This is a genomic window from Micromonospora sp. NPDC023633 (assembly GCF_040640035.1).
Lineage (GTDB): Bacteria > Actinomycetota > Actinomycetes > Mycobacteriales > Micromonosporaceae > Micromonospora.
In genome coordinates, this window is sequence record NZ_JBFABB010000107.1 from 1 (window position 1) to 24,936 (window position 24,936).

Consider the following 24,936-nt stretch of genomic DNA (forward strand, 5'->3'; position numbering starts at 1 on the left):
CGAGGCACCCCTAGGGCACCCCGCAGGAGGTGGGGGTGCATGGTGTGGGTTATCGGGTCGTCAGTGTGGAGTTGCTGGTCAGGCATTGTCGGGTGGTGGTGGGGCGTGAGTTCGTCATCCGGGCCAGGTGAACGGCGCACGGCCGGACGGGGAACAGTGCCCGTGACCTCCCGAAGGTTGCTCCCGCGGCTGTCGGGGAGCAATTCCCGTGGCCCGCTCCGCCGGCCGGCCCACCGCTCGTGACCCCTGTCGCACAAGGGCCTCCCGGGTCGCCGTCCTACCTGGAGTGCGGCGCTGCCGAACGCGCGGGCGGCCGGACCGGGTATTGACAAAGGTCACCGAGCCTGTCGTGTGCGACGGGTATGAGAGATTCACGATTCCGCTGTGATGAACCGTCGCGGAGACGATGAACGCAGACCTTGTTGAAACACGCACCCGTCCAGCAGGTTTAGGTGGCGTTCCGCACCACCGGGCCAAGCTGTGCGAGAGGGGACTCCCATGTCTGTCAACGCGACCGAGATTCTCAATGCCTTCTTCTTCGACGGGGCCGACGCTCCGGCGGAGGGTGACGTCCGCATCGACGTCGTGGACAGCTGGACCACCAGCGACCTGGCGGCGGTCCGGCCCACCACGATCAGCTGGAGCGAGGCCCGGACGGACGCGGGCCGCTGACAGAGCCCCGGCGCGACCGCGCCGGCACCGGCGACCACGAGCTGATTCGCGGGGGGACGAGATGACAGACACCGACCTGTGGGTGCGCCGGTTCCATCCGGCGGACGAGGCGGCGACCCGGCTGCTGTGCCTGCCGCACGCGGGCGGCTCGGCGAGCTACTTCGTCCGGGTGGCCAGGACGCTCGCACCCGAGGTCGACGTGCTCGCCGTCCAGTACCCCGGTCGCCAGGACCGGTTGCGGGAGCCGGGCCTCACGTCGGTCCACGAGATCGCGGACCGGCTGGTGGCGGCGCTGCTTCCGCTGGTCGACCGGCCGATCGCCGTGTTCGGTCACAGCCTCGGCGCGACCATCGGGTTCGAGGTCGCGCTGAGGCTGCGGCGGGCGGGCGTCAGCCCGACCGCGCTGTTCGTCTCCGGCAGGCGGGCGCCGCACCTCCGCAAGGAGGAGCGGACCCACCTGCGGGACGACGCAGGCCTGATCGCCGAGGTACGCGCCCTGGCGGGCACGGACAGCGCCCTGCTGGAGGACGAGGAGGTGGTGCGGATGGTCCTGCCGGCCATCCGCTCCGACTACACCGCGGCCGAGACCTACGAGTACCGGCCCGCGCCACGGCTGGACTGCCCGATCGTCGCGCACATCGGCGACAGCGACCCGCGGGTGACGGTCGACGAGGCGCGGGCGTGGCGGGAACACACCGACGCCGGGTTCGATCTCGTCGTCCACCCGGGCGGTCACTTCTATCTCAACGACAACATGTCCGCGGTGCTGCGCAGCGTCAGGGCGCACACCCGGTCGCTCAGCTCGGCTTCGCGCGGCGGCGCCACGGTCGCCCACGCCGAACAACCGGGGTGAGTCGCCGGTCGACCCGAGCCTCAGGAGTGTCCGGAGGTGACCCACATGGCACTGATCGAGAGAGAACACCTGCTGTCCGACCTCGCCGAGACGTACGCGACGGCTGCCGCGGGCCAGGGCCGGGTCGCGCTGGTCGACGGCGGCGTCGCCAGCGGGAAGACCCGGCTGGTGAACGCCGTCGCCGAGGTGGCGGTCGGCGACGGCGCGCTCGTGCTGACCGCGGCCTGTTCGGTCGCGGAGAGCATGATCCCCCTGGGGGTGGTGGGCCAGCTGTTCCACAGCCTCCGGGCCCAGACCACCTCGACCGACCACCTGCCGCTGCTGCGGCGTGACACCGGGCCGGCGGGGGACCCGGACGCCCCCACCCTGCGGCACGGCGACGCGCAGCTGCTGGAGGACGTCTGCCAGGTTCTGCTCGACGTCGCCGCCGACCGCCCCCTGGTGGTGGTCGTCGACGACGTCCAGTTCGCGGACTCCCTGTCGTTGCAGGCGCTGCTGTACCTGCAACGGCGCATCCGGTTCGCGCGGGTGCTGCTCGTGCTGAGCGGATGCGTCGGCGCGCGGCCCGAGGCGGCGGCGTTCCGGGCGGAGCTCACGCGGCAACCGCACTGCCGTCACCTGCGGCTGCTCCCGCTGTCGCCCGACGGCGTCGGCCGGCTGCTCGCCGAGCGGATCCGGCCGGAGGCCGCCCGGCGGCTCGCCGCGTCGGCGCACGCCGTCAGCGGCGGCAACCCGATGCTCGTGCACGCGCTGCTCGACGACGCCCTCACCGGCGCCGACGGGGACGTCGCGCCGACGGTGGGCGAGTCGTTCGTCCAGGCCGCGCTCGCCTGCCTGCACCGCAGCGACCCCCGGCTGCTCGACGTCGCCCGCGCTCTCGCGATCGTCGGCCCCGCCGCGTCCGCCGGGCTCGTCACCGGCCTGGTGGGCCTCTGCGCGGCGACCACCCGGCAGGTGCTCGGCGCGCTCACCGAGGCGGGCCTCACCCAGGGCCACTCCTACCACCACCCGGCGGTACGTGCCGCGGTGCTCGACGACTGCCCGCCGCGCACGCAGTCGGCGCTGCGGTCGCGGGCCGCGCGCCTGCTCCACGAGGACGGCGCGTCCCCCGCCGAGGTGGCCGCGCACCTGGTGGGCGTCGGTGAGCCGGCCGAGCCCTGGGCCACGCCGGTGCTGGTCGCGGCAGCCGCCGAGGCCGTCGCCGACGGCGCCGTACGGCACGCCGCGGACTGCCTGGAACTGGCGCTGAGATCCACCGAGGACGGCCGCGAGCGGGCCGCCGTGGAGGCCGCCCTCGTCCGGGTGCACTGGCGCAGCGACCCCGAGGCGGTTCCGCGTCACCTGTCGTCGCTGGCGAGGGCGGGCCGCGCCGGCCTCCTCGACGAGGCCGACGCGCTGCTGCTCGCCCGGTCGCTCGCCTGGCAGGGCAGGCACGACGAGGCGGCGGAGGCGCTCGGCGGGGTGGGTGACCTCACCGCGCACCCGGACCCGGACCTCGGCGCCGACCACCTCGCCACCCGCGAGTGGCTGCGGCACTGCCGCCCGCACGGCGGCGACGATCCCGGCGACCCCGGGCCGGGGGCGGCCGTCGACCGCGCCGAGGAGGTGCTGCAACGCGCCCGTCCCGGTGACTCCCTCCTGGTCTCGGTGTGGCACGCGCTGCGGGTGCTGATCCGCGCCGGCCACCTCGACCGTGCCGCCGAGTGGTGCGAGAAGCTGGCCGAGGAGGCCGAGTCGCACGACATCACGAGCTGGCGGGCCGTGCTGACCGACGTGCGGGCCGCCATCGCCCTGTGCCGCGGCGACCTCGCCGCCGCCGAGCGGCACGCGCGCGACGCGCTGGCCACGATGCCGCCCGCCGCGTGGGGCGTCGCCGTCGGCTCGCCGCTCGCGCACCTCGTCCTCGCCTGCACGATGACCGGGCAGCTCTCCCGGGCCGAGGCGGCCCTGCGGGAGCCGACGCCGGCCGCGATGCGCCAGAGCCTGTTCTGGCCGCAGTACCTGCGGGCCCGGGGCGTCTACTACGACGCCGTGGACCGGCGGCACGCCGCGCTCGCGGACTTCCAGACCACCGGCCAGCTCGCCGTGGGCTGGGGCGCCGACGATCCCTCCACGCTGCCGTGGCGGGTCGACCTCGCCCGGCTGTACGTGCGGATGGGGCGGCCGGACCGGGCCCGGAAGCTGGTCACCGAACACCTGGCGCTGCCGGGTGGCGACGCCCCGCGCGCCAAGGGCATGGGGCTGCGGGCGCTGGCGGCGGCGTACGCGCCCAAGCAACGCCAGGTGATGCTGCGCGAGGCGATGGACCTGCTGCACGCCAGCGGGGACCGGCACGAACTGGCGCACGTCTTCGCTGACCTGAGCCAGACCGGGCACGCCCTCGGCGAGTTCGGGCGCGCCAAGATGATGGGCGCGCACGCCCTCCAGCTCGCCGAGGGCTGCCACGCCGAACTGCTGCGGCGCAAGCTCAAGCCGTCCGACGACACCCTCGACCCTCCGGTGGCCGGCGCGAAGGACGGGCTCGCCACGCTGACCGACGCCGAGCGCCGCGTCGTAAACCTGGCCGCCCGGGGGCACACCAACCGGGAGATCGGCGACCGGCTGTTCATCACCGTCAGCACCGTCGAGCAGCACCTGACGCGGGCGTACCGGAAGTTGAAGATCAGCACGCGTACGGAGCTGGTGCACATCGACCCGCCGAAGGGCGCGCGTGCCGCGCGGCGCCGGCGCGTCGCCCCGGTCGGCCCGTCCGCCGGCGACAAGGAAACCACGATGCGATCGGACACGACATGACCGTTGCCGAGGACGAACAGCTCGGTAGCCGGGAGCGCACGCTCGCCCGGCAGATACTCGAACTGGTCTTCCGCTTCCGCCGTCTCGAACACGCCGACGACCCGTGCGCAGCGCAGCCGTGCGACGACTGCTTCGCCACCCACGAGGAGCGGGTGGGCCGCTACGTGCGCAGCGGCGAACCGCTGCACTTCGTGCTGCCGGCGTTCCCCGCGAAGTCCCGCAACCCGGAGAAGGTGGTCGGTTCGCTGCCCGACCTCGGCGAGCGGATCTCCGTCGAGTTCCTCCAGTCCTTCTGCGAGCAGGTCAGCCACTACCACCCGACGGGCGCGCGGATCCTCATCTGCTCCGACGGCCACGTCTTCTCCGACCTGCTCGGCATCCCCGACGAGGACGTGACCGCGTACCGCACGGAGCTGCAGCGCATCATCGACCAGACCGGCGCGTCCGCGGTCTCGATGTTCTCGCTCGACGACGCGTTCGGGGCGATGTCCTACGACGAGATGCGCCGGCGGCTCCTCGCCGAGTACGCCACGCCCCTGGAGGACATCCGCGCCGAGGTGCTGACCGACCTGGGCGCCCGGTCGCTGTTCAACGGCATGCACCGCTTCATGCTCGAGGACCAGGCCCCGCTGCACCCCGGCATGAGCCGGACCAAGCTGCGCGAGCACTGCAAGGAGTTCGCGTACCAGATGATCCGGCGCAGCCGGGCCTGGGGAGACCTGGTCGGCACGAAGTTCCCCGACTCGCTGCGGCTGTCGATCCACCCGCAGCCCCGGCACGCCGAGAAGATCGGCCTCCACCTCATCCGTACCAGGGACAGCTGGCTCACGCCGTGGCACGGCGTGGTCCTCGACGACGGCGTCAACCTGACGCTGGTCAAGCGCAGCCAGGCCGAGAGTGACCGGGCCTCGCTCGTCTGGCGCAACGGCCGGCCGAGCCACTACGTCAACCCCCACTTCCGGCAGGAGGAGATCGCGTCATGACCACGGCAGACGAGCTACGCCTCGAGCGGACGCCGCTGGCGCCGTTCGGCACGCTGCTGACGGCGGCACACGACGGCGCCGACCTGCGGGACATCGCGCCGGCGACGCTGGAGCGCTGGACGATCGAGTCCAAGGTGGTCGTGCTGCGCGGCTTCCCCCTGCTGAGCAGGGAGGACCTCGTCGCCTACTGCGAGACCTGGGGCGAGGTGCTGACCTGGGACTTCGGCGCCGTCCTGGACCTGGTGGTCCAGGAGGACCCGAAGAACTACCTGTTCAGCCGTACGGACGTGCCGTTCCACTGGGACGGCGCGTTCGCGCGCGCCGCGCCGCGGTACTTCCTCTTCCAGTGCGTCGAGGCGCCGGTGCCCGGCGGCGGTGGCGAGACGGTGTTCTCCGACAGCACCGACGTGATCCGGCGCGCCTCGCCGGAGCTGGTGCGCGAGTGGGCGGCGACGGAGGTCAGCTACCGCACGGAGAAGCTCGGCTACTACGGCGGCGAGACCGTCTCGCCCCTGCTCACCACGCACTCGGAGACCGGCGAGACGATCATGCGGTACGGCGAGCCGCTCGACCCGGAGCGGTACCGCAACCCGGTCTGGGTGTCCATCGGCGGCAGGTCGGCGGAGGAGGCCGAGCCGTTCATGGCCGACCTGCGCGACCGGCTGCACCACCCGGACGTCTGCTACCACCACGAGTGGGTCGACGGGGACATCGTCGCCGTCGACAACCAGGCGCTGCTGCACGGCCGCAACGCCTTCCGCGGCAACTCCTCCCGGCACCTCCAGCGGATCCAGATCCTCTGACCACGGTCAGGGGCGTTCACGAGGGAGGGCGCGGTGACCGCCGAGCCGGACCGGCCCGCACCGGCACCGCCGCCGCAGCGACATCCGTGCTCGCCGGCCCGGTGAGCGCCACCTGCTCCTCAACCTCGAAGGAAGACACCATGACCGTCGAAGAGGCGCGCGCGGGCGTGCCCCCCACACCGGCGCCGGCTGCCGCGCGGCGCCCGATCTACCACTCCATCCGCATCCGCCGGGTCGAGTTCCTGCCCGTGATGCTGGCCATCTACGCGATCCCGTCGTTGCTGTCGGTGGACGACGTGAGCACCCTGGCCTCCGTCCACTTCGCGCTGGTGATCGTGATGGCGCTGTCCATCATGCACTTCATCGACATGACCAACGCGTACGCCGACCGCGACGTCGACGCCGTGTACAAGACGTGGCTGTCCGAGGCGGTGTACGGGCTGGGGCTGCGCAACGTGCGGTGGCAGATCGCCGCCACCGGCGTGGGCGTGCTCGCCCTCGCGACCTACTTCACCTTCCGCACCGGGCACTGGGACATCCTGCCCTTGGTCGCGTTCACCCTCTGGATCGGCGCCCAGTACTCCATCCCGCCGGTGCACCTGAAGAGCTCCGGCGTGGGGCAGATCCCCGGCCTCGCCGCGGTGCTGATCTGGCTGCCGATGCTCGTCGTCGTACGGTCCGTGCCCGGTGAGCTGTCGTGGCCGCTGCTGGCCGTGATCATCGGGTTCGGCGCGAACCAGGTGGGCATCGTCATGGTCAACACCGCCGAGGACTGGCCGGAGGACGCCGCCTTCAACATCCGCACGTGCGTCCGCGCGCTGGGTCTGACCCGCGCGATGGCGGTCGCGAGCGGGCTGATCGCGGTCGGCGGCTCCACGGTGTGCGTGTCGGTGCTCGCCATCGGCGGTTTCACCTGGGGCGCCGTCCCGATGATCGCGGCCATCGCGTTCGCGCTGGTGCACGTGTCGGGCACCTGGCGCGGCGTGCGCGGCAAGCCCCTCGCGGACGCGCTGGCGTTCCTGCGGCCCCGCGCGAAGCTGGTGCCGTTGCAGGTGGCGAGCACCGGCTGGGGAACCGTGATCGCCGCCGCCTTCGCACAGGCGAGCTGAATCCCGGTGGGGAGGGACACCATGGCGCAGGTCGTGCTGCTCGACGAACAGGGACGGCCCGTGGGTGCCACGGAGGGCGCGACGGTGCACCACCTGCGTACGCCGTTGCACCTCGCGTTCTCCTGTTACGTCTTCACCAGCGACGCGAAGCTGCTGCTCACCATGCGCAGCGACCGGACGCGCACGTGGCCGGGGATCTGGACGAACTCGTGCTACGGGCATCCGGTGCCGGGGGAACCGGTCCCCGCGGCGGTGACCCGCACGGTGCGCGCCGAGCTCGGCCTGGCGGCGCCGGCGCCGGACCTGGTCCTGCCAGCGTTCCGGTACCGCGCCGTGATGGACAACGGCGTGGCGGAGAACGCGGTGTCCCCGGTGTTCCGGGTGGTGACCGACGATCGCCCGAGCCCCGACCCGAGCGCCATCGGCGACTTCGAGTGGGTCGACTGGGCGGACTTCGTGTACGCCGTGGGCACGGGCGACATCTCCGTGTCGCCGTGGTGCCGCCTCCAGGTCGCCGAGCTGATCACCCTCGGCGACGATCCGACGCGGTGGCCCACGGCCGACGAGTCCCTCCTGCCCGGCGGGGCGCTGACGGCCACCGGCTGAGCGGCGTACGGCGGACCGGGCCCACCCGCACGGGGCCGGTCCGCCGTCCGGTTGCGGCGCTGGTGGTGTCGCGCCCGCCGCCCGGACCGGTCACTACCCGGCCCGGACGGTGGCCTCCACGGTGAACGTGCCGTCCTTCCGCCAGGTGCGCAGCGTGCCGCCCGCTTCCCGCAGCCGGTCGGCCAGCCCCGGCAGCCCGCTGCGGTCGATGTCCGGGCCACCGGCGCCGGCGCCGTCGTTGACCATCGTCAGCCGCGCCGCGGACCCCTCGCGGACGATCTCGATGGTGCACCACCGGGCCTCGCCGTGCCGCAGCACGTGGGTGCCCGCCTCCCGCAGCACGGACACCAGCGGCCCGGTGAGCGCGGGCGGCAGGTCCTGCTCCGGCTGCGTCACGGTGCACCGCACGCCGGAGTTCCGCAGCACCCGGGCCACCGTGTGCGCCTGCTCGCGCAGGCCGACGCTGCGGTAGCCGTGCACGGCCTCGCGCATCCGGGCCAGCGCGGCCGCCGCGAGCGCCCGCATCTCGACGGTCTCCTTGCGGGTCCGCTCCCCGTCGACCAGTGCCAGTCGCGACGCCAGCTCCGCCTTGAGGACGAGCGCCGACAGCTCGTTCGCGAGCAGGGCGTACACGTCCCGGGCACACCGCAGTCGCTCCTCGGCCGCCGCCAGGCGGGCCAGGGCGTCGCGCCCCTCCCTGGCCTGCGCCCGGAACGTCCAGAACCACAGGTGCAGGACGTTCCACACCGCCACCGACAGCCCGAGCACCACCGTGACGGTCACCGCGTCGCGTACGGGGCCGCCGAGCCACCAGGCCGTCGCCGCGGCGACCAGCACCGTCGCGGCCATCAGGGTCGCCGCGTACCGCATCGGCAGCAGCAGCGGCGCGGCCCCGACGAGCGCGGCCCCCACGAACGCCCAGGCGCGCCCGGGGGTGCCCCCGACCGGCCCGACGAGCGGAACGGACAGCACGGCGGCCGTGGCGCAGCCGGCGAGCAGCCACCGGGCGGCCGGCGCCACCGCCGGCCACGACATGACCGACCGGTACAGCGCCCCGGCGAGCGCCACGACCAGGAGCAGCGCCCCGACCGCGCCGAGCACGATCCAGCGCGGATCGGGCTCGCGACGCATCTCCAGGGCGGCGAGGAGTGTGCACGCCGCGACCCCGCTCGCGGCGCCCGCCAGGACGCACAGGCTCGCCCGGCGCATGCCCGGGGTCGACAGGGCGTCAGCCGGCGCGGCGGGGGTCTGCGTCAGGCCGGCGGGCCGGGTCCCGGTGACCATCAGCGCCACGGCCCGCTGCGGACGTGGCGCGTGCCGACCGCCGGCACACCCGGCACGTGCGGCACGACCGGATGCGCCGACCCGGGCGGCGGCACGGTCGACATGGTCGCCTCCTGGATCCCGATCACCACGGATTGCATTGTATCGGTCACGATGAGTTCGTGCCGGCGGGGATCCGCCCGCGCCCCCGGGTCCCGGGGCCGCCATCCGGTGGGCTCGCTGACGGGATGGGGCGTCGCGGCGGTCTGCGCCGTCATGGGTGGCCTCCGTCCGGTCCTGGTCGTCGGGGCGAGGCGTGGCGCCGGCGTCCACCGGCCCACCCCGTGGGTCGCCGGCCGTGCCGCAGGACCTCGCCGCGCGTCGGTCGTGCCGTCAGCATGGCGGTGGCCACGCGCCGGATCCCATCCCCGCGTGTCACGTCCGCCCCGGGAGAACTGCACGGGTGAACCGTGCGCCGGTACGTCGGCGGAGGGTTCCGGGCGGCCCGGAAATTGCGCGTTCCATCGCCGTGAAATCGTTTCCGCCATCGCTCGGTAATTTGCGCGGCGGGTCGCGTCGATCGGTGGTCCACATGATTGCGGTCGATGGTTCGACTCGGCTAATTTGCAGGCACGAAATGCCTCTCCTCTCTGGAGGCTGCTGTGTCCTCATCCGTCGGAATTCTGGGCACCGGATCCTGGGTGCCCGCGCGAGCATTGCCGAACGAGGAAATCGCGCGTCACGTGCCGGGTGCGAGTCCGGAATGGATCGTGCGCAAGACCGCCATTCGTTCGCGCCGTTTCGCGGCGGCGGAGGAGGCCACGTCGGACCTCGCCGTGCGGGCCGCGGCCCGCGCGCTGCGGGACGCGGACCTCGGTGTCGACCGCGTCGACTACCTCATCGTGTCGACGTCGACCCCGGACCATCCGCAGCCGCCGACGGCCTGCCTGGTGCAGGAACGTCTCGGCGCGTACGGGGCCGCGTGCTTCGACGTCAACGCGGTGTGCGCGGGATTCGTGCACGCCCTGGTGCTGGCGCAGTCGCTGGTGGCGGACCGGCCGGGCACCCACGCGCTCGTGGTCGGCGCCGACGTGTACTCGCGCATCCTGGACTTCGACGACCGGCGCACCGCCGTGCTGTTCGGCGACGGCGCCGGCGCGGCCGTCGTGGGGACGGCGCCACCGGGGCGCGGTGTCGTCGAGTACGAGCTGGCCAGCCGGGGCGACGCCGGCGACCTGATCCGGGTCGCGGCGGGCGGCAGCCGGCTGCCGGCGTCCGCGACGACCGTGGCGGACGGCAGCCACTTCTTCCGCATGCACGGCCGGGGCGTCACCGAGCTCGTCCTGCAGGAGGTCCCGCCGTTCGTGGACAAGCTGCTGGCCAGGGCGGGCGTCGGCGCGGCGGACGTCGCGCACGTCGTGCCGCACCAGCCCAACGGCCTGCTCCTCGACGAGCTGGTGCGCGCGTGCGGGCTGACCGCCGCGCACACGCACCGCACGGTGGAGGAGTACGCGAACTGCGGCAGCGCGTCGGTGCCGCTCACCCTCGACCACGCCAACCGGGCCGGACTGCTCCGCGACGGAGACCTCGTCCTCCTGCTGGCGTTCGGCGGGGGGATGTCGTTCGGGGCGTGCCTGCTGCGCTGGGGCCGGGCGCCCGGCCCGGACCCCGGCGGTGACCGGTGAGCCCGCCGGCCGGCCCCCGCACGCCGCGGAGACGGGTGACGGGCCGCCCGGCCGACCCCCACGACGGACCCGACCGCGGGAGGACGGCTCCCCGCCCCCGGCCCGCTTCCACGCCAACCCTGTCGACACAGGACGGTTACCAATGAAGACCTTGACGAAGCTCGGCGCGTTCGCGCTCGCCCTGGTGCTGGTGCTCGGGAGCGCCTACACCGTCGGCCGCGTGGTCGGGCCCCCGCCAACCGCCGCACCCGCACCCGTACCCGCCGCCAAGCCGGCCGCCGTGGCCGAGGAGTCCTCGTACGGCCTGACCCTCACCCACGAGAGCATGACCCTGAAGGTGATCACGGACAACGTCCGGGCGGGCACGAAGCAGACCTTCGCCTTCCAGATCCTGCAACACGACGGCACGCCGCTGGTGAAGTACAAGCCGCAGCACGAGAAGCTGATGCACCTCATCGTGGCGCGGCGCGACCTGACGAACTTCCAGCACGTCCACCCGAACCTCGGCGCGGACGGCGTGTGGCGGGTGCCGCTGACGTTCCCGGCGGCGGGCGAGTACCGCGTCTTCGCCGACTACATGCCGCTGTGGGGCATCCACGGCGAGACGCTCGGGGCCGACGTGTCGGTGTCGGGCGACTACCGGCCGGAGGCGCTGCCCGCGCCCTCGACCACCGCGACGGTGGACGGGTACACGGTGACCCTCGGCGGCGAGCTCACCCCCGGCAAGAGCGGCAACCTGACGCTCAGGGTCGCGAAGGACGGCAAGCCGGTCACCGACCTGGAGCCGTACCTGGGCGCCTTCGGCCACCTGGTCGCGCTGCGCGACGGCGACATGGCGTACCTGCACGTCCACCCCGACGGCACGCCGGGCGACGGGCAGACCGCCCCCGGTCCGGACATCCTGTTCCACGCCACCGCGCCCAGCTTCGGCGATTACCGGCTGTTCCTGGACTTCCAGCACCAGGGCACCGTGCGCACGGCGACGTTCACCCTGCGCGTGAAGGGCCCGAACCCGCCCCCGCACGGCCTGACCGAGGAGGCCTTCGCGGCGGCCAAGGCCCGCAACGAGGAGGCCGTACGCAACGGCGGAGCCGCTGTCCCCGCCGACACGAGCGGCGGCGGCACGGAGGGGGGCACCCAGCATGGCCACGGCTGAGCACCACCTGGAACTGCTGATCGGCGGCATGACGTGCGCGGCCTGCGCCGCGCGCATCGAGAAGCGCCTCAACGCGATCGACGGGGTGGAGGCGACCGTCAACTACGCCACCGAGAAGGCGAAGGTGCTGGTCCCGCCCGGGGTCACGCAGGCGCAGGTGATCGCCGCCGTCGAGGAGATCGGCTTCACGGCCCGGCCGGTGAAGCCGCGCACGGCCAGGGCCGAGAACCACCTGGAACTGCTGATCGGCGGCATGACGTGCGCGGCCTGCGCGGCGCGCATCGAGAAGCAGCTCAACGCGATCGACGGGGTGGAGGCGACCGTCAACTACGCCACCGAGAAGGCGAAGGTGCTGGTCCCGCCCGGGGTCACGCAGGCGCGGGTGATCGCCGCCGTCGAGGAGATCGGCTTCACGGCCCGGCCGGTGCAACCGCCCGCCGCGCCGACGGCGGACGCCCCGGATCCGGCGGCCGAGGAGGAGGCCGAACACGACCGCGAGCTGCGGGCGGCCCGCCACCGCCTCTGGGTCGTCGCCGTGCTGGCGGTGCCGGTCATCGCGCTGTCGATGTTCTCGCAGCTTCAGTTCGAGTACTGGCAGTGGGCCTGCCTGACGCTGAGCGCGCCGGTCGTGGTGTGGGGGGCGTGGCCGTTCCACCGGGCCGCCTTCGCCAACCTCCGGCACGCCGCCGCCTCGATGGACACGTTGGTCTCGGTCGGCACGCTCGCCGCGTTCGTCTGGTCGCTGTACACGCTGTTCCTCGGCACGGCCGGCGTGCCCGGCATGCGGCACCCGTTCCGGATCACCCTGGAGCGGATGCCCGGCGAGGGCAACATGTACCTCGAGGTCGCCGCGGGCGTGACCCTCTTCATCCTCTGCGGCCGGTACTTCGAGGCCCGCGCGAAGCGCCGCTCCGGCGCCGCGCTGCGCGCGCTGCTGTCGCTGGGCGCCAAGGACGTGACGGTGCTGCGCGACGGCGCCGAGGCGACCGTGCCGATCTCGGCGCTCGCGGTCGGCGACCTGTTCCTGGTGCGCCCGGGCGAGAAGGTGGCGACCGACGGCGTCGTGGAGGAGGGCTCCTCCGCGGTCGACGCGAGCATGCTGACCGGCGAGTCCGTACCCGTCGAGGTGGGGCCCGGCGACGAGGTTGTCGGCGCCACGGTGAACGCCGGCGGGCGGCTCGTCGTACGCGCCACGCGGGTGGGCGGCGAGACGCAGCTCGCGCAGATGGCCAAGCTCGTCGAGGAGGCGCAGACCGGCAAGGCCGACGTCCAGCGGCTCGCGGACCAGGTCTCGGCGGTGTTCGTGCCCGGGGTGATCGCGCTGTCGCTCGCCACGCTGGGCTACTGGCTCGGCTCCGGCCAGCCGGCGGCGGCGGCGTTCACCGCGGCCGTGGCCGTGCTGATCATCGCCTGCCCGTGCGCGCTGGGACTGGCGACGCCGACCGCGCTGCTGGTCGGCACCGGCCGGGGCGCGCAGCTCGGCATCCTCATCAAGGGACCGCAGGTGTTGGAGTCCACGCGGACCGTCGACACCGTCGTGCTCGACAAGACCGGCACGGTGACCACCGGCGAGATGTCCGTCGTGGAGGTCGTGCCCGTCGACGGGGAGACCGACGAGCAGCTGCTCCGGCTCGCGGGCGCCCTGGAGAGCGCGTCGGAGCACCCCATCGCCCGGGCCGTCGTCGCGGGCGCGCGGGAACGGTGCGGCGAACTGCCCGCGGTCGCGGACTTCGCCAGCGAGACCGGCGTCGGCGTGCGCGGCACGGTCGACGGGCACGAGGTCATCGTCGGCCGGGCGTCGCTGCTCGGCGCGTGGGCGACCGCGCTGCCTCCGGAGCTGACCGCCGCCAAGGCGACCGCCGACGCGGCGGGCCGTACGTCGGTCATGGTCGGGTGGGACGGCGCCCTGCGCGGGATGCTCGTCGTGTCCGACCGGGTCAAGCCCACCAGCCGGGCAGCGGTCGCGCAGTTCAAGCGGCTGGGGCTGCACCCGCTCCTGCTGACCGGCGACAACGCCGCGGTGGCGGCGGCGATCGCGGCGGAGGTGGGGATCGACGACGTGGTCGCCGAGGTGCTCCCCGCCGGAAAGGTCGAGCTGGTCAAGCGGCTCCAGGCCGACGGCAAGGTCGTCGCCATGGTCGGTGACGGCGTCAACGACGCCGCCGCGCTCGCGCAGGCCGACCTGGGCATCGCTATGGGCACCGGCAGCGACGTGGCGATCGAGTCGGGCGACCTGACGGTGGTACGCGGTGACCTGCGGGTCGTCGCGGACGCCATCCGGCTGTCGCGCCGCACCCTCGGCACGATCAAGGGCAACCTGTTCTGGGCCTTCGCGTACAACGTCGCGGCCATCCCGCTCGCGGCGAGCGGCCTGCTCAACCCGATGCTGGCGGGTCTGATCATGGCCGGCAGCTCGGTGTTCGTGGTGTCGAACAGCCTGCGGCTGCGGCGGTTCAAGGCGCTCGCGGGCAACGAACTCCCGGACCGGGCCGACACGGCCGAGGCGTCGCGCCCGATGGTCACCGCCTCCTGACGCGCCCACGCGTCGGGCGGGCACGTCGTACGAAAGAAACGGAGCCGCACCATGGCCGAGCCGAAACGGCTCGCGGAGGATCCCCAGCTCCTGCTGCTGCACGCGGCCGGCCTCGGCCGGGCGAGCTGGGACGCCGTCGTCGAACGCATCCCGGGGTTCGCCCGGACCCTCGCGATCGACCTGCCCGGTCATGGCGGCGTGCCGGGGCTCGCGTACGACCGTGACGTCGTGCCGCGGCTCGCCGAGTACGTCGCGGAGCGGATCGCCGCGCTGGGACTGCGCAGGCCGCACGTGGTCGGGCACTCGCTCGGCGGGGTGATCGCGCTCGAACTGGCGCGTCGGGTGCCCGTCGCGGCGGTGACCGCCCTGTGCAGCATCGGGTTCCGGGCGGTCTGCCACGCCTCGATGTGCGTGGTGCGGACCCACGCGATGCTGCGGATGACCGCCGCGGTGGGGCCGAGGGCACGCGGGCGGCTGCTCAGCAGGGGAGTGGTCCGCAAGATGGTCATGGGCAGCGTGTCGGCCCGGCCCGCCGACCTCCGGGCGGACGTGGCCGCCGCCGACGTGACGTCCATGATCACCAGTGACCTGTCCGCCCTCAGCCGGTACGCGGGGCTCTACTCGTTCCAGCCCGACGCCACCGACACGACGCCGGTGAACCTCGTGTGGGCCGACCAGGACCGCGTGGTCCCGTTGCGCGACGCGCTGCGGGCCCGGCGGGTGCTCCCGAGGGCGCAGCACTTCGTCATCCCCGGCAGCGGTCACTTCGTCGTACGCGACGACCCGCACGGCACCGCCGCCGTCATCCACGCCTGTCACGCCCAGGTGCTGCGGGACAGGCACGCCGAGAATCGCAGAGGAGCCCTCGGAAATGTGAACCCACAGCGCGGTAATTGAGCTGGCAATTCGGCCCCGCACATCTGTCGGGGCGGGAACTGTTGACCGACCGGACGCGACTACTGAGGTACTCGGATCCCGGGACCACCGCTCAGAGGAGTGCGAATGAAAATCACCCCGCAGGCTGGAAAGAAGTTCGGCGTGATCGTGGAGGGTTTCGACGCGGAAACCGCCTCGGCGCAGGACATCGTCGAGCTGAAGAAGGCCATCTACTCGAACAAGATCGTCGTACTGAAGAACCAGGACCTGTCGCCGCAGCAGTTCCTGGCGCTCGGCCAGCGGCTGGGCCGGGTCGCGGAGTACTACGAGCCGGTCTACCACCACCCCGAGGTGAAGGAGGTGTTCGTCTCCTCCAACGTCAAGGAGGAGGACGGCCGCCAGATCGGGGTGCCGAAGACCGGCAAGTTCTGGCACTCGGACTACCAGTTCATGCCGCGCCCGTTCGACATCACGATGATCTACCCGCAGGTCGTGCCGTCGAAGAACCGCGGCACCTACTTCATCAACCTGGCGACGGCCTACGAGCAGCTCTCCGAGGAGCTGAAGCTGGCCGTCAAGGACACCACGGCGACGCACAGCGTGCTGCGGTACTTCAAGATCCGGCCGACCGACGTCTACCGGCCGATTTCGGAGATCATCGACGAGGTCAACGCGAAGACCCCGCCGGTGACGAGCCCGCTCGCGTTCCCGCACCCGCACACGGACGAGACCCTCCTGTACCTCAGCGAGGGCTTCACGCTGTCGCTGCAGGACGCGGAGGGCAACGACCGGTCGGATCTGCTGGCCGAGCTGCTCACGGCCACCGGCCAGCTCGACCGCACCTACCAGCACGAGAACATCCACCTCCAGACGTTCGAGAAGGGCGACATGCTCCTCTGGGACAACCAGAGCCTGGTCCACCGGGCGCTGCACACCGCGACGCCGGAGCCGGCCGTGTCCTACCGCGTCACCGTCTACGACGACGTGGACGCCGCCTAGTCCCGCACGGACGTTCGATCCGCGGTGGGATCCGGCGGTGTCGACCGTCGGATCCCACCGGTGTTCACATCGCACGAGGTCGAGAGGCATGACGTGGCAGACCAGTTGACGGCGGCGACGATCCGGGCGGACGTTGCCGAGATGCTCCACCGTCGCCCGGACGAGAGCTTCGACACGGAGGACCTGTTCGACTGCGGCCTGGACTCGGTGCGGTTGATGACGCTCATCGAACGGTGGCGCGAGGCCGGCGCCGAGGTCAGCTTCGTCGACCTGGCCGAGCGGCCGACGCTGGAGCACTGGGTGAAGCTGCTGGTGGGCCGTGATGACTGAGCCGCTGCCGTTGGGCGCCGCCCAGGAGGGGATCTGGACCGGTCAGCAGTTCGACCCGGACAGCCCCGCCTTCAACACGGCCGAGTACGTGGAGATCCGCGGCCCGGTCGACCTGGGGCTGCTGGAGGCGGCGGTGCGCACCGCCGTGGGCGAGGCCGAGGCGCTGAACGTCGTGTTCGAGGAGGACGCCGAGGGGCGCGCGTGGCAACGCCCCCGCGACGACAGGTCGTGGCCGGTGCACCTGGTCGACACCAGCGCCGAGGCGGACCCGCTCGCCGCCGCCCTGGCCTGGATGCGCGCGGACCTCGACAACCCCGTCGACCTGCGCAAGGACCTGCTGTTCGGGCAGGCGTTCCTCCGGCTCGGCCCGGACCACCTCCTCTGGTACCAGCGCGTGCACCACATCGCCCTGGACGGGTACGGGCTGTCCCTCGTCGCCCGCCGGGTGGCCGAGCTCTACACCGCGTCCGTCGAGGGGCGGGAGGCGCCGCCCCGGACCTTCGGGTCGCTCGCCGCCGTCGTCGACGAGGACCGGGCCTGGGCCGACTCGGACAGGTACGCCGCCGCGCGCGAGCACTGGACGTCCCGGGCGGCGGGCAGGCCGGCGCCGGTGGTGCTGGCCCGCCGCAGCGGGAAGCTGGCGCGGAGGGTGCTCCGCGCCACCGCGGACCTCGACAGCGCCGGCATCGCCGCGCTGAAGGCGGTCGCCAAGGCCAGCGGAACCACGTGGAGCGAGACGGTCGTCGCGGCCTTCGCCGCGTACCTGCACCGGATGACCGGCGCGGACGAGCTCACGCTCGCGCTGCCGGTCATGTCGCGGCTCGGCTCGGTGTCGCTGCGGGTGCCGTGCATGGTGACCAACGTCGTGCCGCTGTGGGTCCGCGTCGAGCCCACCGACACGCTGGCGGGCCTCGCCGCGCAGGTCGCGGCGGAGCTGCGGGCCGGGCGTCCGCACCTGCGCTACCGCTACGAGCAACTGCGCCGCGACCTCAGGATGGTCGCCAGCGAGCGCAAGCTGTTCGGGCCGTCGGTCAACATCATGCCGTTCGACTACGGCCTGCGTTTCGCCGGGCACCGGGGCGTCGTGCACAACGTCAGCGCCGGGCTCGTCGAGGACCTGGTCGTCCACGTGTACGACCGCGGGGACGGCAGCGGCCTGCGGATCGTCCTGGACGCGAACCCCAACTGCTACGACGACGCGGAGCTCACCGGTCACCTGACCCGGTTCCTGGCCTTCCTCCGCCGCGTGACCGACGCCGCCGACACGCCGGTCGCCGACGTCGACCTGCTCCTGGACGGCGAGCGCAGGCTGCTGCTGGAGGAGTGGAACGACACGGCCCGGCCCCTGCCGGCGGTGACCGTGCCCGCGCTGTTCGCGGCACAGGCCGCCGCGACCCCGGACCGTACGGCGCTGGTGGCCGGCGACGCCACGCTGACCTTCGCCGAGCTCGACCGCCGCGCCGACCGCCTCGCCCGCCTGCTCGTCGCCCGGGGGGCGGGCCCCGACCGGCACGTGGGGCTCCTGCTGCCCCGCACCTCGGAGGCGGTCGTGGGGCTGCTCGCCGTGCTCAAGGCCGGCGCCGCGTACGTGCCCGTCGACCCGGACCTGCCCGCCCGGCGGGTCGCGGCGATGCTCGCCGACAGCGCGCCCGTCGTGCTGCTCGCCACCGAGGCGCTCTGGGCCGGCCACCGGCAGGCGGACGTGCCGGTCCTGCTCGTGGACGCCCCCGCCACCGTCGCGGAGCTGGCCGCGGCGCCCGACTCGCCCGTGCCGGACACCGACCTCGCGCCCGAGCACGCGGCCTGCCTCATCTACACGTCCGGCTCCACCGGCGTCCCGAAGGGCGTCGTGGTCGAGCACCGCGGCCTGGTCAACCTCTTCCACCACCACCGCGACACGATGATCCGGCCGGCGGCCGGCGGCCGGGTGTGCCGGGCCGCGCTGTCCGCGTCGCTGTCGTTCGACACGTCGTGGGAGGGACTGCTGTGGCTGCTCGACGGCCACGAGCTGCACTTCGTCGACGACGACCGGCGCCGCGACCCCGCCGCGATGCTCGACTACGTCGACCGGCACGAAATCGACTTCATGGACATCACCCCCACGTACGCCGAGGAACTGGTGGCGAACGGGTTCCTCGACGCCGGCCGGCACCGGCCCGCCGTGCTCGCCCTCGGCGGCGAGGCCACCGGCCCCGCGCTCTGGACGGCGCTGCGCGACGCCGGCATGACCGTCTACAACCTGTACGGCCCCACCGAGTGCACGGTCGACACCCTCTGGTGCCAGCTCGCGGAGAGCGCCGAGCCGATCGTGGGCCGGCCGCTCACCAACACCAGGGCGTACGTGCTGGACCCGGCGCGCAGGCTCGTGCCGCCCGGCACGGTGGGGGAGCTGTACTTCGCCGGGGCGCCGGTGGCGCGCGGCTACCACGACCGGCCGGAGCAGACCGCCGAGCGGTTCGTGGCGGACCCGTTCGGGCCCCCGGGCAGCCGGATGTACCGCACCGGCGACCTCGCCCGCTGGCGGCGCGACGGCACGCTGGAGTTCCTCGGCCGCGCGGACGACCAGGTCAAGATCCGTGGTTTCCGCATCGAACCGGGGGAGATCGAGGCGGTCCTCCTCGCCCACCCCGTGGTCGCCCAGGCGGCGGTGGTGCCGCGCGAGGACGCGCCGGGTCAGGTGCGGCTCGTCGGCTACGTCGTGCCGGCCGGCGACGCCGCGCCGGAGCCCGCCGCGCTGCGGCAGTTCGTGGCGGAGCGGCTGCCCGACTACATGGTGCCGCCCGCGTTCGTCGCGCTGGAGGCGATCCCGCGTACCACGAACGGCAAGCTCGACCGCGCGGCGCTGCCCGCGCCGGACCTGACCGCGACGGTCGGCGGCCGCGCGCCGCGCGACCACCGCGAGGCCGTCCTGTGTGGTCTCTTCGCCGACCTGCTCGGCCTGCCCGAGGTCGGCATCGACGACGATTTCTTCTCGCTCGGCGGGCACTCCCTGCTCGTCGCCCGGCTGATGGGGCGGGTGCGCGCGGAGTTCGGCGTGGAGATCAGCATCCGGACGGTGTTCGAGGCGCCGACCGTCGCGAAGCTCGCGCCGGCGCTCGCTACGGACACCGGCGGAGGCTCGACGGAGGTGCTGCTCCCGTTGCGGACGCGGGGGAGCGGGCCGCCGCTGTTCTGCGTCGCGCCGGCCACCGGGCTGGCGTGGGCGTACGCCGCGCTGCTGGCGAGCCTGCCCGACCGCCCGGTGTACGGGCTCCAGTCGGTCGCCGCCGGGCGGTGCGCGAGCGTCGCCGAGCTGGCCGCCGACCACGTGCGCCGCATCCGCGAGATCCAGCCCGCCGGGCCCTACCACCTGCTCGGCGCCTCGTTCGGCGGCCTGGTGGCCCACGAGATGGCCACGCAGCTCGCGGAGTCCGGCGAGTCGGTGGCCCTGCTCGCGCTGCTCGACTCGTACCCGGTCCCGGCCGCCTGGCGGGACCTGCCGCCGCCCGGCGAGCACGACGCCGCCGCCGCGGTGCTCGGCCAGGCCGCGCTGGGCGGCCTCGACGAGGCGCAGCGTCGCCTCGCGTACGACGCCTTCGCGCGCAACTCCCGGCTCGCCGCCGACTGGACGCCCCGGCGCCTCACCGGCGACGTGCTGGTGGTCGAGGCGACCGAGGGCAAGACACCGGACTGGCCCGGCCCGCAGAGCTGGGAGCCGCACGTCGACGGGCGCATCGACGTGCACCGGCTGGACTGCACCCACGACGGCATGCTCGCCGCCGGTCCCCTGGCGCGGGTCGGCGCCGTACTCCCACCTGTCGGCGACCTTCGGAGGGCAGCATGAGCGAACGGCGCGAGTGGCTAGGACTCGGCGCGGTCCTCGCCGCGACGTTCATGACGCAGGTGGACGGGTTCGTCGTCAACGTGGCGAGCCCGTCCATCCAGCGCGACCTCGGCGCGGGCTTCGACCAGATCCAGTTCGTCGGCGCGGCGTACGTGATCGCGTTCGGGGCCCTGATGGTCACCGGCGCGCGGCTCGGCGACCGGATGGGGCACCGCACCGTGTTCCTGTGGGGTGTCGCCGGCTTCACGCTCACCTCGCTGCTGTGCGGCATCGCACCGGACGCCGACCTGCTCATCGTGGCCCGGTTCCTGCAGGGCGCCGCGGCGGCGTTCATGGCCCCCCAGGTGCTCGCGATCATCCGGGCCACCGTGCAGGACCCGGACCGGCTCGCGCGGGCCATCAGCGTCTACGGCGTCGTGATCGGCCTGGGCGTGATCAGCGGCATCGCGGGCGGCGGTCTCATCGTCGAGGCGGACATCGCGGGCCTCGGCTGGCGGCCGGCGCTGCTCGTCAACGTGCCCGTCGGGATCGCGATCCTGGCGATGGGCGGGATCCTGCCGCGTACCGTGCCGAAGGCGCCGCACCGGCTCGACCTCGCGGGCGCGGCGCTCACCATCGTGGCGGCGCCCGCCCTGCTCGTGCCCCTGGTCTTCGGGCCGGGCGGCCCGGCGTGGCTGTGGCTCGGGGTGCCGGTCGCGCTCGCCGTCTCCGTCGTGCTCGTGAACCAGCAGCGGCGCCTGCACCGCGAGGGCGGCAACCCGTTGTTCCCGCCGCGGGTCGTCACCGCCCCCGGGATGCGGCTGTCCCTGCTGACCGTGCTGGCGCTGTTCGCCACGAACTCGGGGCTCTTCCTCGTGTTCACCTACTACCTGCAGACCGGGCTGCGCTTCACGCCGCTCACCGCGGCGCTGATGTTCGTGCCGCTCGGGATCGGCTTCTCGCTGGGTTCGGCGGCGAACCGGCGCGTGGGGCGCCTCGTGACGACGCCGACCCCGGTCTGGGGCTGCGGCCTGCTCGCCGCCGTCCTGCTGGCGAGCGCGGCGGTCGTCCAGGCGCCCGAGTCCGCGCAGGCGCCCATGCTCGTCGCGGTGGTCACGCTGGCCGGCTTCGGGCAGGGCCTGGTCGTCTCGCCTCTGGTGGCCGGGATCCTCGGCCGGGTCAAACCCGCCGAGGCGGGCGCGGCGTCCGGCATGGCGACCACCGTCACGCAGTTCGGTCTCGCGCTCGGGGTCGCGGTCGCCGGGGTCTGGTACCGCACCGTGCTCGGCGCGACGCCCGGCGACCCCGGCGTGCCCTTCGCCGACCACGCGACGGCCTTCGCGGCCACCGCGCTCCTGCTCGCGGCCTCCGCGACCTGTGCCGGCCTGGTCAGTGTCCGTCTGCACCACCTGCCCGGGCCCACGGCCGCGGCAGCGGAACCGGATCCGGCGGCGGCGCCGACGCCCGTCGCCACGTCAACCGTTCGGAGGACCGGATGAATCTCAAGCGTTTTCCCCTCGCGGTGGCCGTCGCCGCCCTGCTGCTCACGACGGCCTGCACGGCGGCCAGGAGCGAGGCCGACCAGTCGAACGACCCGCCGAAGGCGGGCTACCCGGTGACGATCACCAACTGCGGCAAGGAGTACACCTACAAGAAGGCGCCCAGCCGCGTGGTCGTGATGAACGGCGGGTCGGTCGCGGAGGTCTCCGCGCTGCTGGAACTCGGCGTCGCCGACCGGATCGTCGCCAACGCGCAGTCCTACGGCGCCTCCGAGGTCGACGGCCGGGTCGACGCGATCAAGAAGCTGCCGACGGGCAACATCAAGCTCAACGACATGTCGGACATCCCGCGCGAGGCCATGATCGGGCTGACCCCCGACTTCGTGATCTCCACCTACGACGGGGGCTTCCGCGCCGAGGCCGGCTTCGCCACCCGTGACGACCTCGCCGCCGTCGGGGCCAACACGTACGCCCCGAAGAGCTCGTGCGGCGAGGTCGGCACGGTCTCGGGCACGCCGACCGTCGAGGACAGCTACGCGCTGCTGCGCGACCTCGGTGCCATCTTCGGGGTGTCCGAGCGCGCCGAGAAGATCATCGCCGACTCGAAGGCGCAGATCGCCGCCGTCGGGGCGAAGACCGCGAACCTGCCGAAGCAGAAGGTCATGCTGATCATCCCCGGCATGGCGATGGGCGGCGAGTTCAGCTCGGTCGGCGGCAACGGGATCTGGAACGACATCATGGCCAAGGCGGGCGCGGTGAACGCCTTCGAGGGCGCCACCGACCAGATGTTCGCCAACCTCTCCCGCGAGCAGGTGGCCAAGGCCGACGTGGACGTCCTGCTCGTCGTGAACTACATGTCGAAGGATCCGGACGCGGACGCGAAGAAGCTGCTCGCCCAGTTCCCGCAGTGGGACGCGGCGAAGAACAACCGCTACGTCGTGCTGTCCGACTCGATCTACCTCGGCCCCAGCAACCACCTCGCGGTCTCCAAGATCGCGCAGGCCGCGCACCCCGAGGCGTTCTGAGCGCCATGACCACCTTGTCGCGTTCCACGAACGGCCGGGTGTCGGCCGCGCCGAAGCGCACCGTCACCCGGCCGGCCCCCCTGCACGGCGCGCCGCTCCCGCTGTGCCTGCTCGTGCTCGGCGTGCTGCTGGTCGTCCTGATCCTCGTCGCGGCGGCCGTCGGGTCGGTGCACGTCTCCGTCGGCGACACCGGCCGGATCGTCTGGGCGCACCTGACCGGGGCCACCCCCGCGGTGGACCCGGCGCACGACCAGATCGTCTGGACCTTCCGGATCCCCCGGGTGCTGCTGGCGGCGCTCTGCGGCGCCGGGCTCGCGGTCGCGGGCGTCGTCCTGCAGGCCCTCGTGGCCAACCCGCTCGCCGACCCCTTCATCCTCGGGGTGTCGGCGGGCGGCTCGGTCGGCGCCGTCACCGTGATGGCACTGGGCGCGGGGACGCTCGGTGGACTCGGCGTGTCGGGCGCGGCGTTCGTCGGCGCGATGCTGGCGGTGGCGCTGGTGTTCACCCTCGGCCAGCAGAGCGGGCGGCTCAACCCGGTCCGGCTCGTGCTCGCGGGGGTCGCGATCAGCTACGTCTTCACGTCGATCACGAGCCTGCTGCAGTTGCAGACGACGCCCAACAACATGCGCCAGATCATGTTCTGGCTGCTCGGCAGCGTCGCGGGTGCCCGCTGGGAGCAGCTCCAGGTCGCGGGCGTGGTCGTCCTCGCCGTCACCGTGCTGCTGACCCTGTACGCCCGGCAGTTCAACGCGCTGGTCACCGGCGACGAGTCGGCGACCGCCCTCGGGATCGACGTCAAGCGACTGCGGATCGTGTCGATCGTCCTGACGTCGCTGCTCGCGGGCGTGCTCATCGCCGTGGCCGGCGGCATCGGCTTCGTCGGGCTGATGGTGCCGCACCTGGTGCGCCTCGCGTTCGGCGTGGACCACCGGCGGGTCCTGCCCCTCGCGGCGCTCGTCGGCGCGGTCTACCTCGTGATCGTCGACCTGCTGTGCCGGACGGTCGACCCGCCGAACGAACTGCCCCTCAACATCCTGACCGCCCTCTTCGGCGCACCGTTCTTCATCTGGCTGATGCGCCGGGATAGGAGCCTGTCCCACTCATGAAGCTTCAGGTGCAGCAGGTGTGCGTCTCCATCGGCAGTAAACCGATCCTCCGCGACGTCAACCTGGACGTCGCGCCCGGCGAGGTCGTCGGCCTGATCGGCCCCAACGGCAGCGGCAAGTCCACGCTCCTGCGGACGATCTACCGGTCGGTCCGCCCGACCGGCGGCCGGGTGCTCCTCGGCGACGAGGACGTCTGGTCGCTGTCGGCCCGGGCAGCCGCGCGGCGGACCGCCGCCGTGCTGCAGAACAGCCCCACGCCGCCGGGGCTGACCGTGCAGGAGGTCGCCGCGCTGGGGCGGACGCCGCACAAGGGGGTGTTCGACCGCGAGACCCCCGAGGACCACGACATCGTCGTCGACGCGTTGACGCGCACCGGGATGCTGGAGCACGCGGACCGGATCTACGGCTCGCTCTCCGGCGGCGAGAAGCAGCGGGTGCTGCTCGCCAGGGCGCTCGCCCAGCAGCCGCAGCTCCTGGTGCTCGACGAGCCGACCAACCACCTGGACATCCGGGCCCGGTTCGAGCTGTTGGAGCTGGTGCACACGCTGGGCGTCACCACGCTGGCGGTGCTGCACGACCTGGACCTCGCGGTGCGCAGCTGCCACCGCCTCGTCGTGCTGGACCGCGGGGAGGTGGTCGCGGTGGGGCCGGTGCTGGAGGCGCTCACGCCCCAGGTGCTCTCCGGGGTCTTCGGGGTCACCGCCGAGACGGAACGGCACGACGACGGGGTCGTCCGCGTCACGTACGGTGCCCGGCCGCTGGCCACGACAAGCTGAGCCGGGGATGAGGCGGACGTGCAAGCCGCCCGGCCGGGTCCGGCCGGGCGGCGCGGCGACGGGCGGC

At 73.3% G+C, this 24,936-nt stretch carries 20 protein-coding genes; 18 read left to right on the forward strand and 2 right to left on the reverse strand.

Features of this window, described 5'->3' with window-relative positions:
* Positions 1-498: 498 nt before the first annotated feature.
* The 7 genes from AB0G13_RS26670 (at position 499) to idi (ending at position 7,819) form a co-directional block, all read left to right on the forward strand.
* Entirely contained in the window at positions 499-672 is a 174-nt protein-coding gene (locus tag AB0G13_RS26670) for a hypothetical protein (protein WP_357879641.1), read from the forward strand.
* A gap of 61 nt (positions 673-733) precedes the next feature.
* Positions 734-1,525 (forward strand): alpha/beta fold hydrolase, encoded by a 792-nt coding sequence (locus tag AB0G13_RS26675; RefSeq protein ID WP_357879643.1) that lies wholly within the window; start codon positions 734-736, stop codon positions 1,523-1,525.
* A gap of 45 nt (positions 1,526-1,570) precedes the next feature.
* Positions 1,571-4,318 carry an AAA family ATPase gene (locus tag AB0G13_RS26680; RefSeq protein ID WP_357879646.1) on the forward strand — a complete coding sequence of 916 codons (2,748 nt, stop codon included), beginning with the start codon at positions 1,571-1,573 and terminating at the stop codon, positions 4,316-4,318.
* Positions 4,315-5,301 (forward strand): isocyanide synthase family protein, encoded by a 987-nt coding sequence (locus AB0G13_RS26685; protein ID WP_357879649.1) that lies wholly within the window; start codon positions 4,315-4,317, stop codon positions 5,299-5,301. Before AB0G13_RS26680 ends, AB0G13_RS26685 begins: the two co-directional genes overlap by 4 nt.
* Positions 5,298-6,104 (forward strand): TauD/TfdA family dioxygenase, encoded by an 807-nt coding sequence (locus tag AB0G13_RS26690; protein ID WP_357879653.1) that lies wholly within the window; start codon positions 5,298-5,300, stop codon positions 6,102-6,104. Before AB0G13_RS26685 ends, AB0G13_RS26690 begins: the two co-directional genes overlap by 4 nt.
* Positions 6,105-6,244: 140 nt before the next feature.
* Positions 6,245-7,213, forward strand: coding sequence for a UbiA family prenyltransferase (locus tag AB0G13_RS26695; protein ID WP_357879656.1), 969 nt, complete (start codon positions 6,245-6,247; stop codon positions 7,211-7,213).
* Positions 7,214-7,234: 21 nt separating this feature from the next.
* Positions 7,235-7,819, forward strand: a complete 585-nt coding sequence (gene idi / locus AB0G13_RS26700; protein ID WP_357879659.1) for an isopentenyl-diphosphate Delta-isomerase — start codon at positions 7,235-7,237, stop codon at positions 7,817-7,819.
* A gap of 93 nt (positions 7,820-7,912) precedes the next feature.
* On the opposite strand, the gene AB0G13_RS26705 is transcribed toward idi, so the two are convergent.
* Entirely contained in the window at positions 7,913-9,103 is a 1,191-nt protein-coding gene (locus AB0G13_RS26705; RefSeq protein WP_357879698.1) for a histidine kinase, read from the reverse strand.
* On the reverse strand, positions 9,103-9,234 hold the full coding sequence (locus AB0G13_RS26710; RefSeq protein ID WP_357879662.1) for a hypothetical protein: 132 nt from the start codon (positions 9,232-9,234) through the stop codon (positions 9,103-9,105). Before AB0G13_RS26710 ends, AB0G13_RS26705 begins: the two co-directional genes overlap by 1 nt.
* A 510-nt stretch (positions 9,235-9,744) precedes the next feature.
* Here AB0G13_RS26710 and AB0G13_RS26715 point away from each other — a divergent pair.
* The 11 genes from AB0G13_RS26715 (at position 9,745) to AB0G13_RS26765 (ending at position 24,869) form a co-directional block, all read left to right on the forward strand.
* Positions 9,745-10,767, forward strand: coding sequence for a ketoacyl-ACP synthase III (locus tag AB0G13_RS26715; RefSeq protein WP_357879665.1), 1,023 nt, complete (start codon positions 9,745-9,747; stop codon positions 10,765-10,767).
* Positions 10,768-10,909: 142 nt separating this feature from the next.
* Complete coding sequence (locus AB0G13_RS26720; protein ID WP_357879668.1) at positions 10,910-11,923, forward strand: hypothetical protein; 1,014 nt, start codon at positions 10,910-10,912, stop codon at positions 11,921-11,923.
* On the forward strand, positions 11,910-14,456 hold the full coding sequence (locus tag AB0G13_RS26725; protein ID WP_357879671.1) for a heavy metal translocating P-type ATPase: 2,547 nt from the start codon (positions 11,910-11,912) through the stop codon (positions 14,454-14,456). The genes AB0G13_RS26720 and AB0G13_RS26725 overlap by 14 nt, the downstream gene beginning before the upstream one ends.
* A 51-nt stretch (positions 14,457-14,507) precedes the next feature.
* Entirely contained in the window at positions 14,508-15,353 is an 846-nt protein-coding gene (locus tag AB0G13_RS26730; protein ID WP_357879674.1) for an alpha/beta fold hydrolase, read from the forward strand.
* A 105-nt stretch (positions 15,354-15,458) separates the two neighbouring features.
* On the forward strand, positions 15,459-16,331 hold the full coding sequence (locus AB0G13_RS26735) for a TauD/TfdA family dioxygenase (RefSeq protein WP_357879677.1): 873 nt from the start codon (positions 15,459-15,461) through the stop codon (positions 16,329-16,331).
* Between the two features lie 93 nt (positions 16,332-16,424).
* Complete coding sequence (locus tag AB0G13_RS26740; RefSeq protein ID WP_357879680.1) at positions 16,425-16,661, forward strand: phosphopantetheine-binding protein; 237 nt, start codon at positions 16,425-16,427, stop codon at positions 16,659-16,661.
* Positions 16,654-20,484 (forward strand): amino acid adenylation domain-containing protein, encoded by a 3,831-nt coding sequence (locus tag AB0G13_RS26745; RefSeq protein WP_357879683.1) that lies wholly within the window; start codon positions 16,654-16,656, stop codon positions 20,482-20,484. Before AB0G13_RS26740 ends, AB0G13_RS26745 begins: the two co-directional genes overlap by 8 nt.
* A complete protein-coding gene (locus AB0G13_RS26750; protein ID WP_357879686.1) occupies positions 20,481-21,962 on the forward strand; it encodes an MFS transporter in 1,482 nt (493 codons plus the stop codon). Before AB0G13_RS26745 ends, AB0G13_RS26750 begins: the two co-directional genes overlap by 4 nt.
* Positions 21,959-22,987, forward strand: coding sequence for an ABC transporter substrate-binding protein (locus AB0G13_RS26755; protein WP_357879689.1), 1,029 nt, complete (start codon positions 21,959-21,961; stop codon positions 22,985-22,987). The genes AB0G13_RS26750 and AB0G13_RS26755 overlap by 4 nt, the downstream gene beginning before the upstream one ends.
* 5 nt (positions 22,988-22,992) lie before the next feature.
* On the forward strand, positions 22,993-24,093 hold the full coding sequence (locus AB0G13_RS26760; protein WP_357879692.1) for an iron ABC transporter permease: 1,101 nt from the start codon (positions 22,993-22,995) through the stop codon (positions 24,091-24,093).
* Positions 24,090-24,869 carry an ABC transporter ATP-binding protein gene (locus AB0G13_RS26765; protein WP_357879695.1) on the forward strand — a complete coding sequence of 260 codons (780 nt, stop codon included), beginning with the start codon at positions 24,090-24,092 and terminating at the stop codon, positions 24,867-24,869. The genes AB0G13_RS26760 and AB0G13_RS26765 overlap by 4 nt, the downstream gene beginning before the upstream one ends.
* Positions 24,870-24,936 lie beyond the last annotated feature (67 nt).

What these genes read in the sequence shown, in the direction of transcription:
- AB0G13_RS26730 (WP_357879674.1), top strand. Translation starts at nt 14,508, where the DNA reads ATGGCCGAGCCGAAACGGCTCGCGGAGGATCCCCAGCTCCTGCTGCTG.
- AB0G13_RS26675 (WP_357879643.1), top strand. Translation starts at nt 734, where the DNA reads ATGACAGACACCGACCTGTGGGTGCGCCGGTTCCATCCGGCGGACGAG.
- AB0G13_RS26705 (WP_357879698.1), bottom strand. Translation starts at nt 9,103, where the DNA reads ATGGTCACCGGGACCCGGCCCGCCGGCCTGACGCAGACCCCCGCCGCG.
- AB0G13_RS26765 (WP_357879695.1), top strand. Translation starts at nt 24,090, where the DNA reads ATGAAGCTTCAGGTGCAGCAGGTGTGCGTCTCCATCGGCAGTAAACCG.
- AB0G13_RS26695 (WP_357879656.1), top strand. Translation starts at nt 6,245, where the DNA reads ATGACCGTCGAAGAGGCGCGCGCGGGCGTGCCCCCCACACCGGCGCCG.
- AB0G13_RS26745 (WP_357879683.1), top strand. Translation starts at nt 16,654, where the DNA reads ATGACTGAGCCGCTGCCGTTGGGCGCCGCCCAGGAGGGGATCTGGACC.
- AB0G13_RS26735 (WP_357879677.1), top strand. Translation starts at nt 15,459, where the DNA reads ATGAAAATCACCCCGCAGGCTGGAAAGAAGTTCGGCGTGATCGTGGAG.
- AB0G13_RS26760 (WP_357879692.1), top strand. Translation starts at nt 22,993, where the DNA reads ATGACCACCTTGTCGCGTTCCACGAACGGCCGGGTGTCGGCCGCGCCG.
- AB0G13_RS26670 (WP_357879641.1), top strand. Translation starts at nt 499, where the DNA reads ATGTCTGTCAACGCGACCGAGATTCTCAATGCCTTCTTCTTCGACGGG.
- AB0G13_RS26685 (WP_357879649.1), top strand. Translation starts at nt 4,315, where the DNA reads ATGACCGTTGCCGAGGACGAACAGCTCGGTAGCCGGGAGCGCACGCTC.
- AB0G13_RS26750 (WP_357879686.1), top strand. Translation starts at nt 20,481, where the DNA reads ATGAGCGAACGGCGCGAGTGGCTAGGACTCGGCGCGGTCCTCGCCGCG.
- AB0G13_RS26690 (WP_357879653.1), top strand. Translation starts at nt 5,298, where the DNA reads ATGACCACGGCAGACGAGCTACGCCTCGAGCGGACGCCGCTGGCGCCG.
- AB0G13_RS26680 (WP_357879646.1), top strand. Translation starts at nt 1,571, where the DNA reads ATGGCACTGATCGAGAGAGAACACCTGCTGTCCGACCTCGCCGAGACG.
- AB0G13_RS26755 (WP_357879689.1), top strand. Translation starts at nt 21,959, where the DNA reads ATGAATCTCAAGCGTTTTCCCCTCGCGGTGGCCGTCGCCGCCCTGCTG.
- AB0G13_RS26725 (WP_357879671.1), top strand. Translation starts at nt 11,910, where the DNA reads ATGGCCACGGCTGAGCACCACCTGGAACTGCTGATCGGCGGCATGACG.
- AB0G13_RS26720 (WP_357879668.1), top strand. Translation starts at nt 10,910, where the DNA reads ATGAAGACCTTGACGAAGCTCGGCGCGTTCGCGCTCGCCCTGGTGCTG.
- idi (WP_357879659.1), top strand. Translation starts at nt 7,235, where the DNA reads ATGGCGCAGGTCGTGCTGCTCGACGAACAGGGACGGCCCGTGGGTGCC.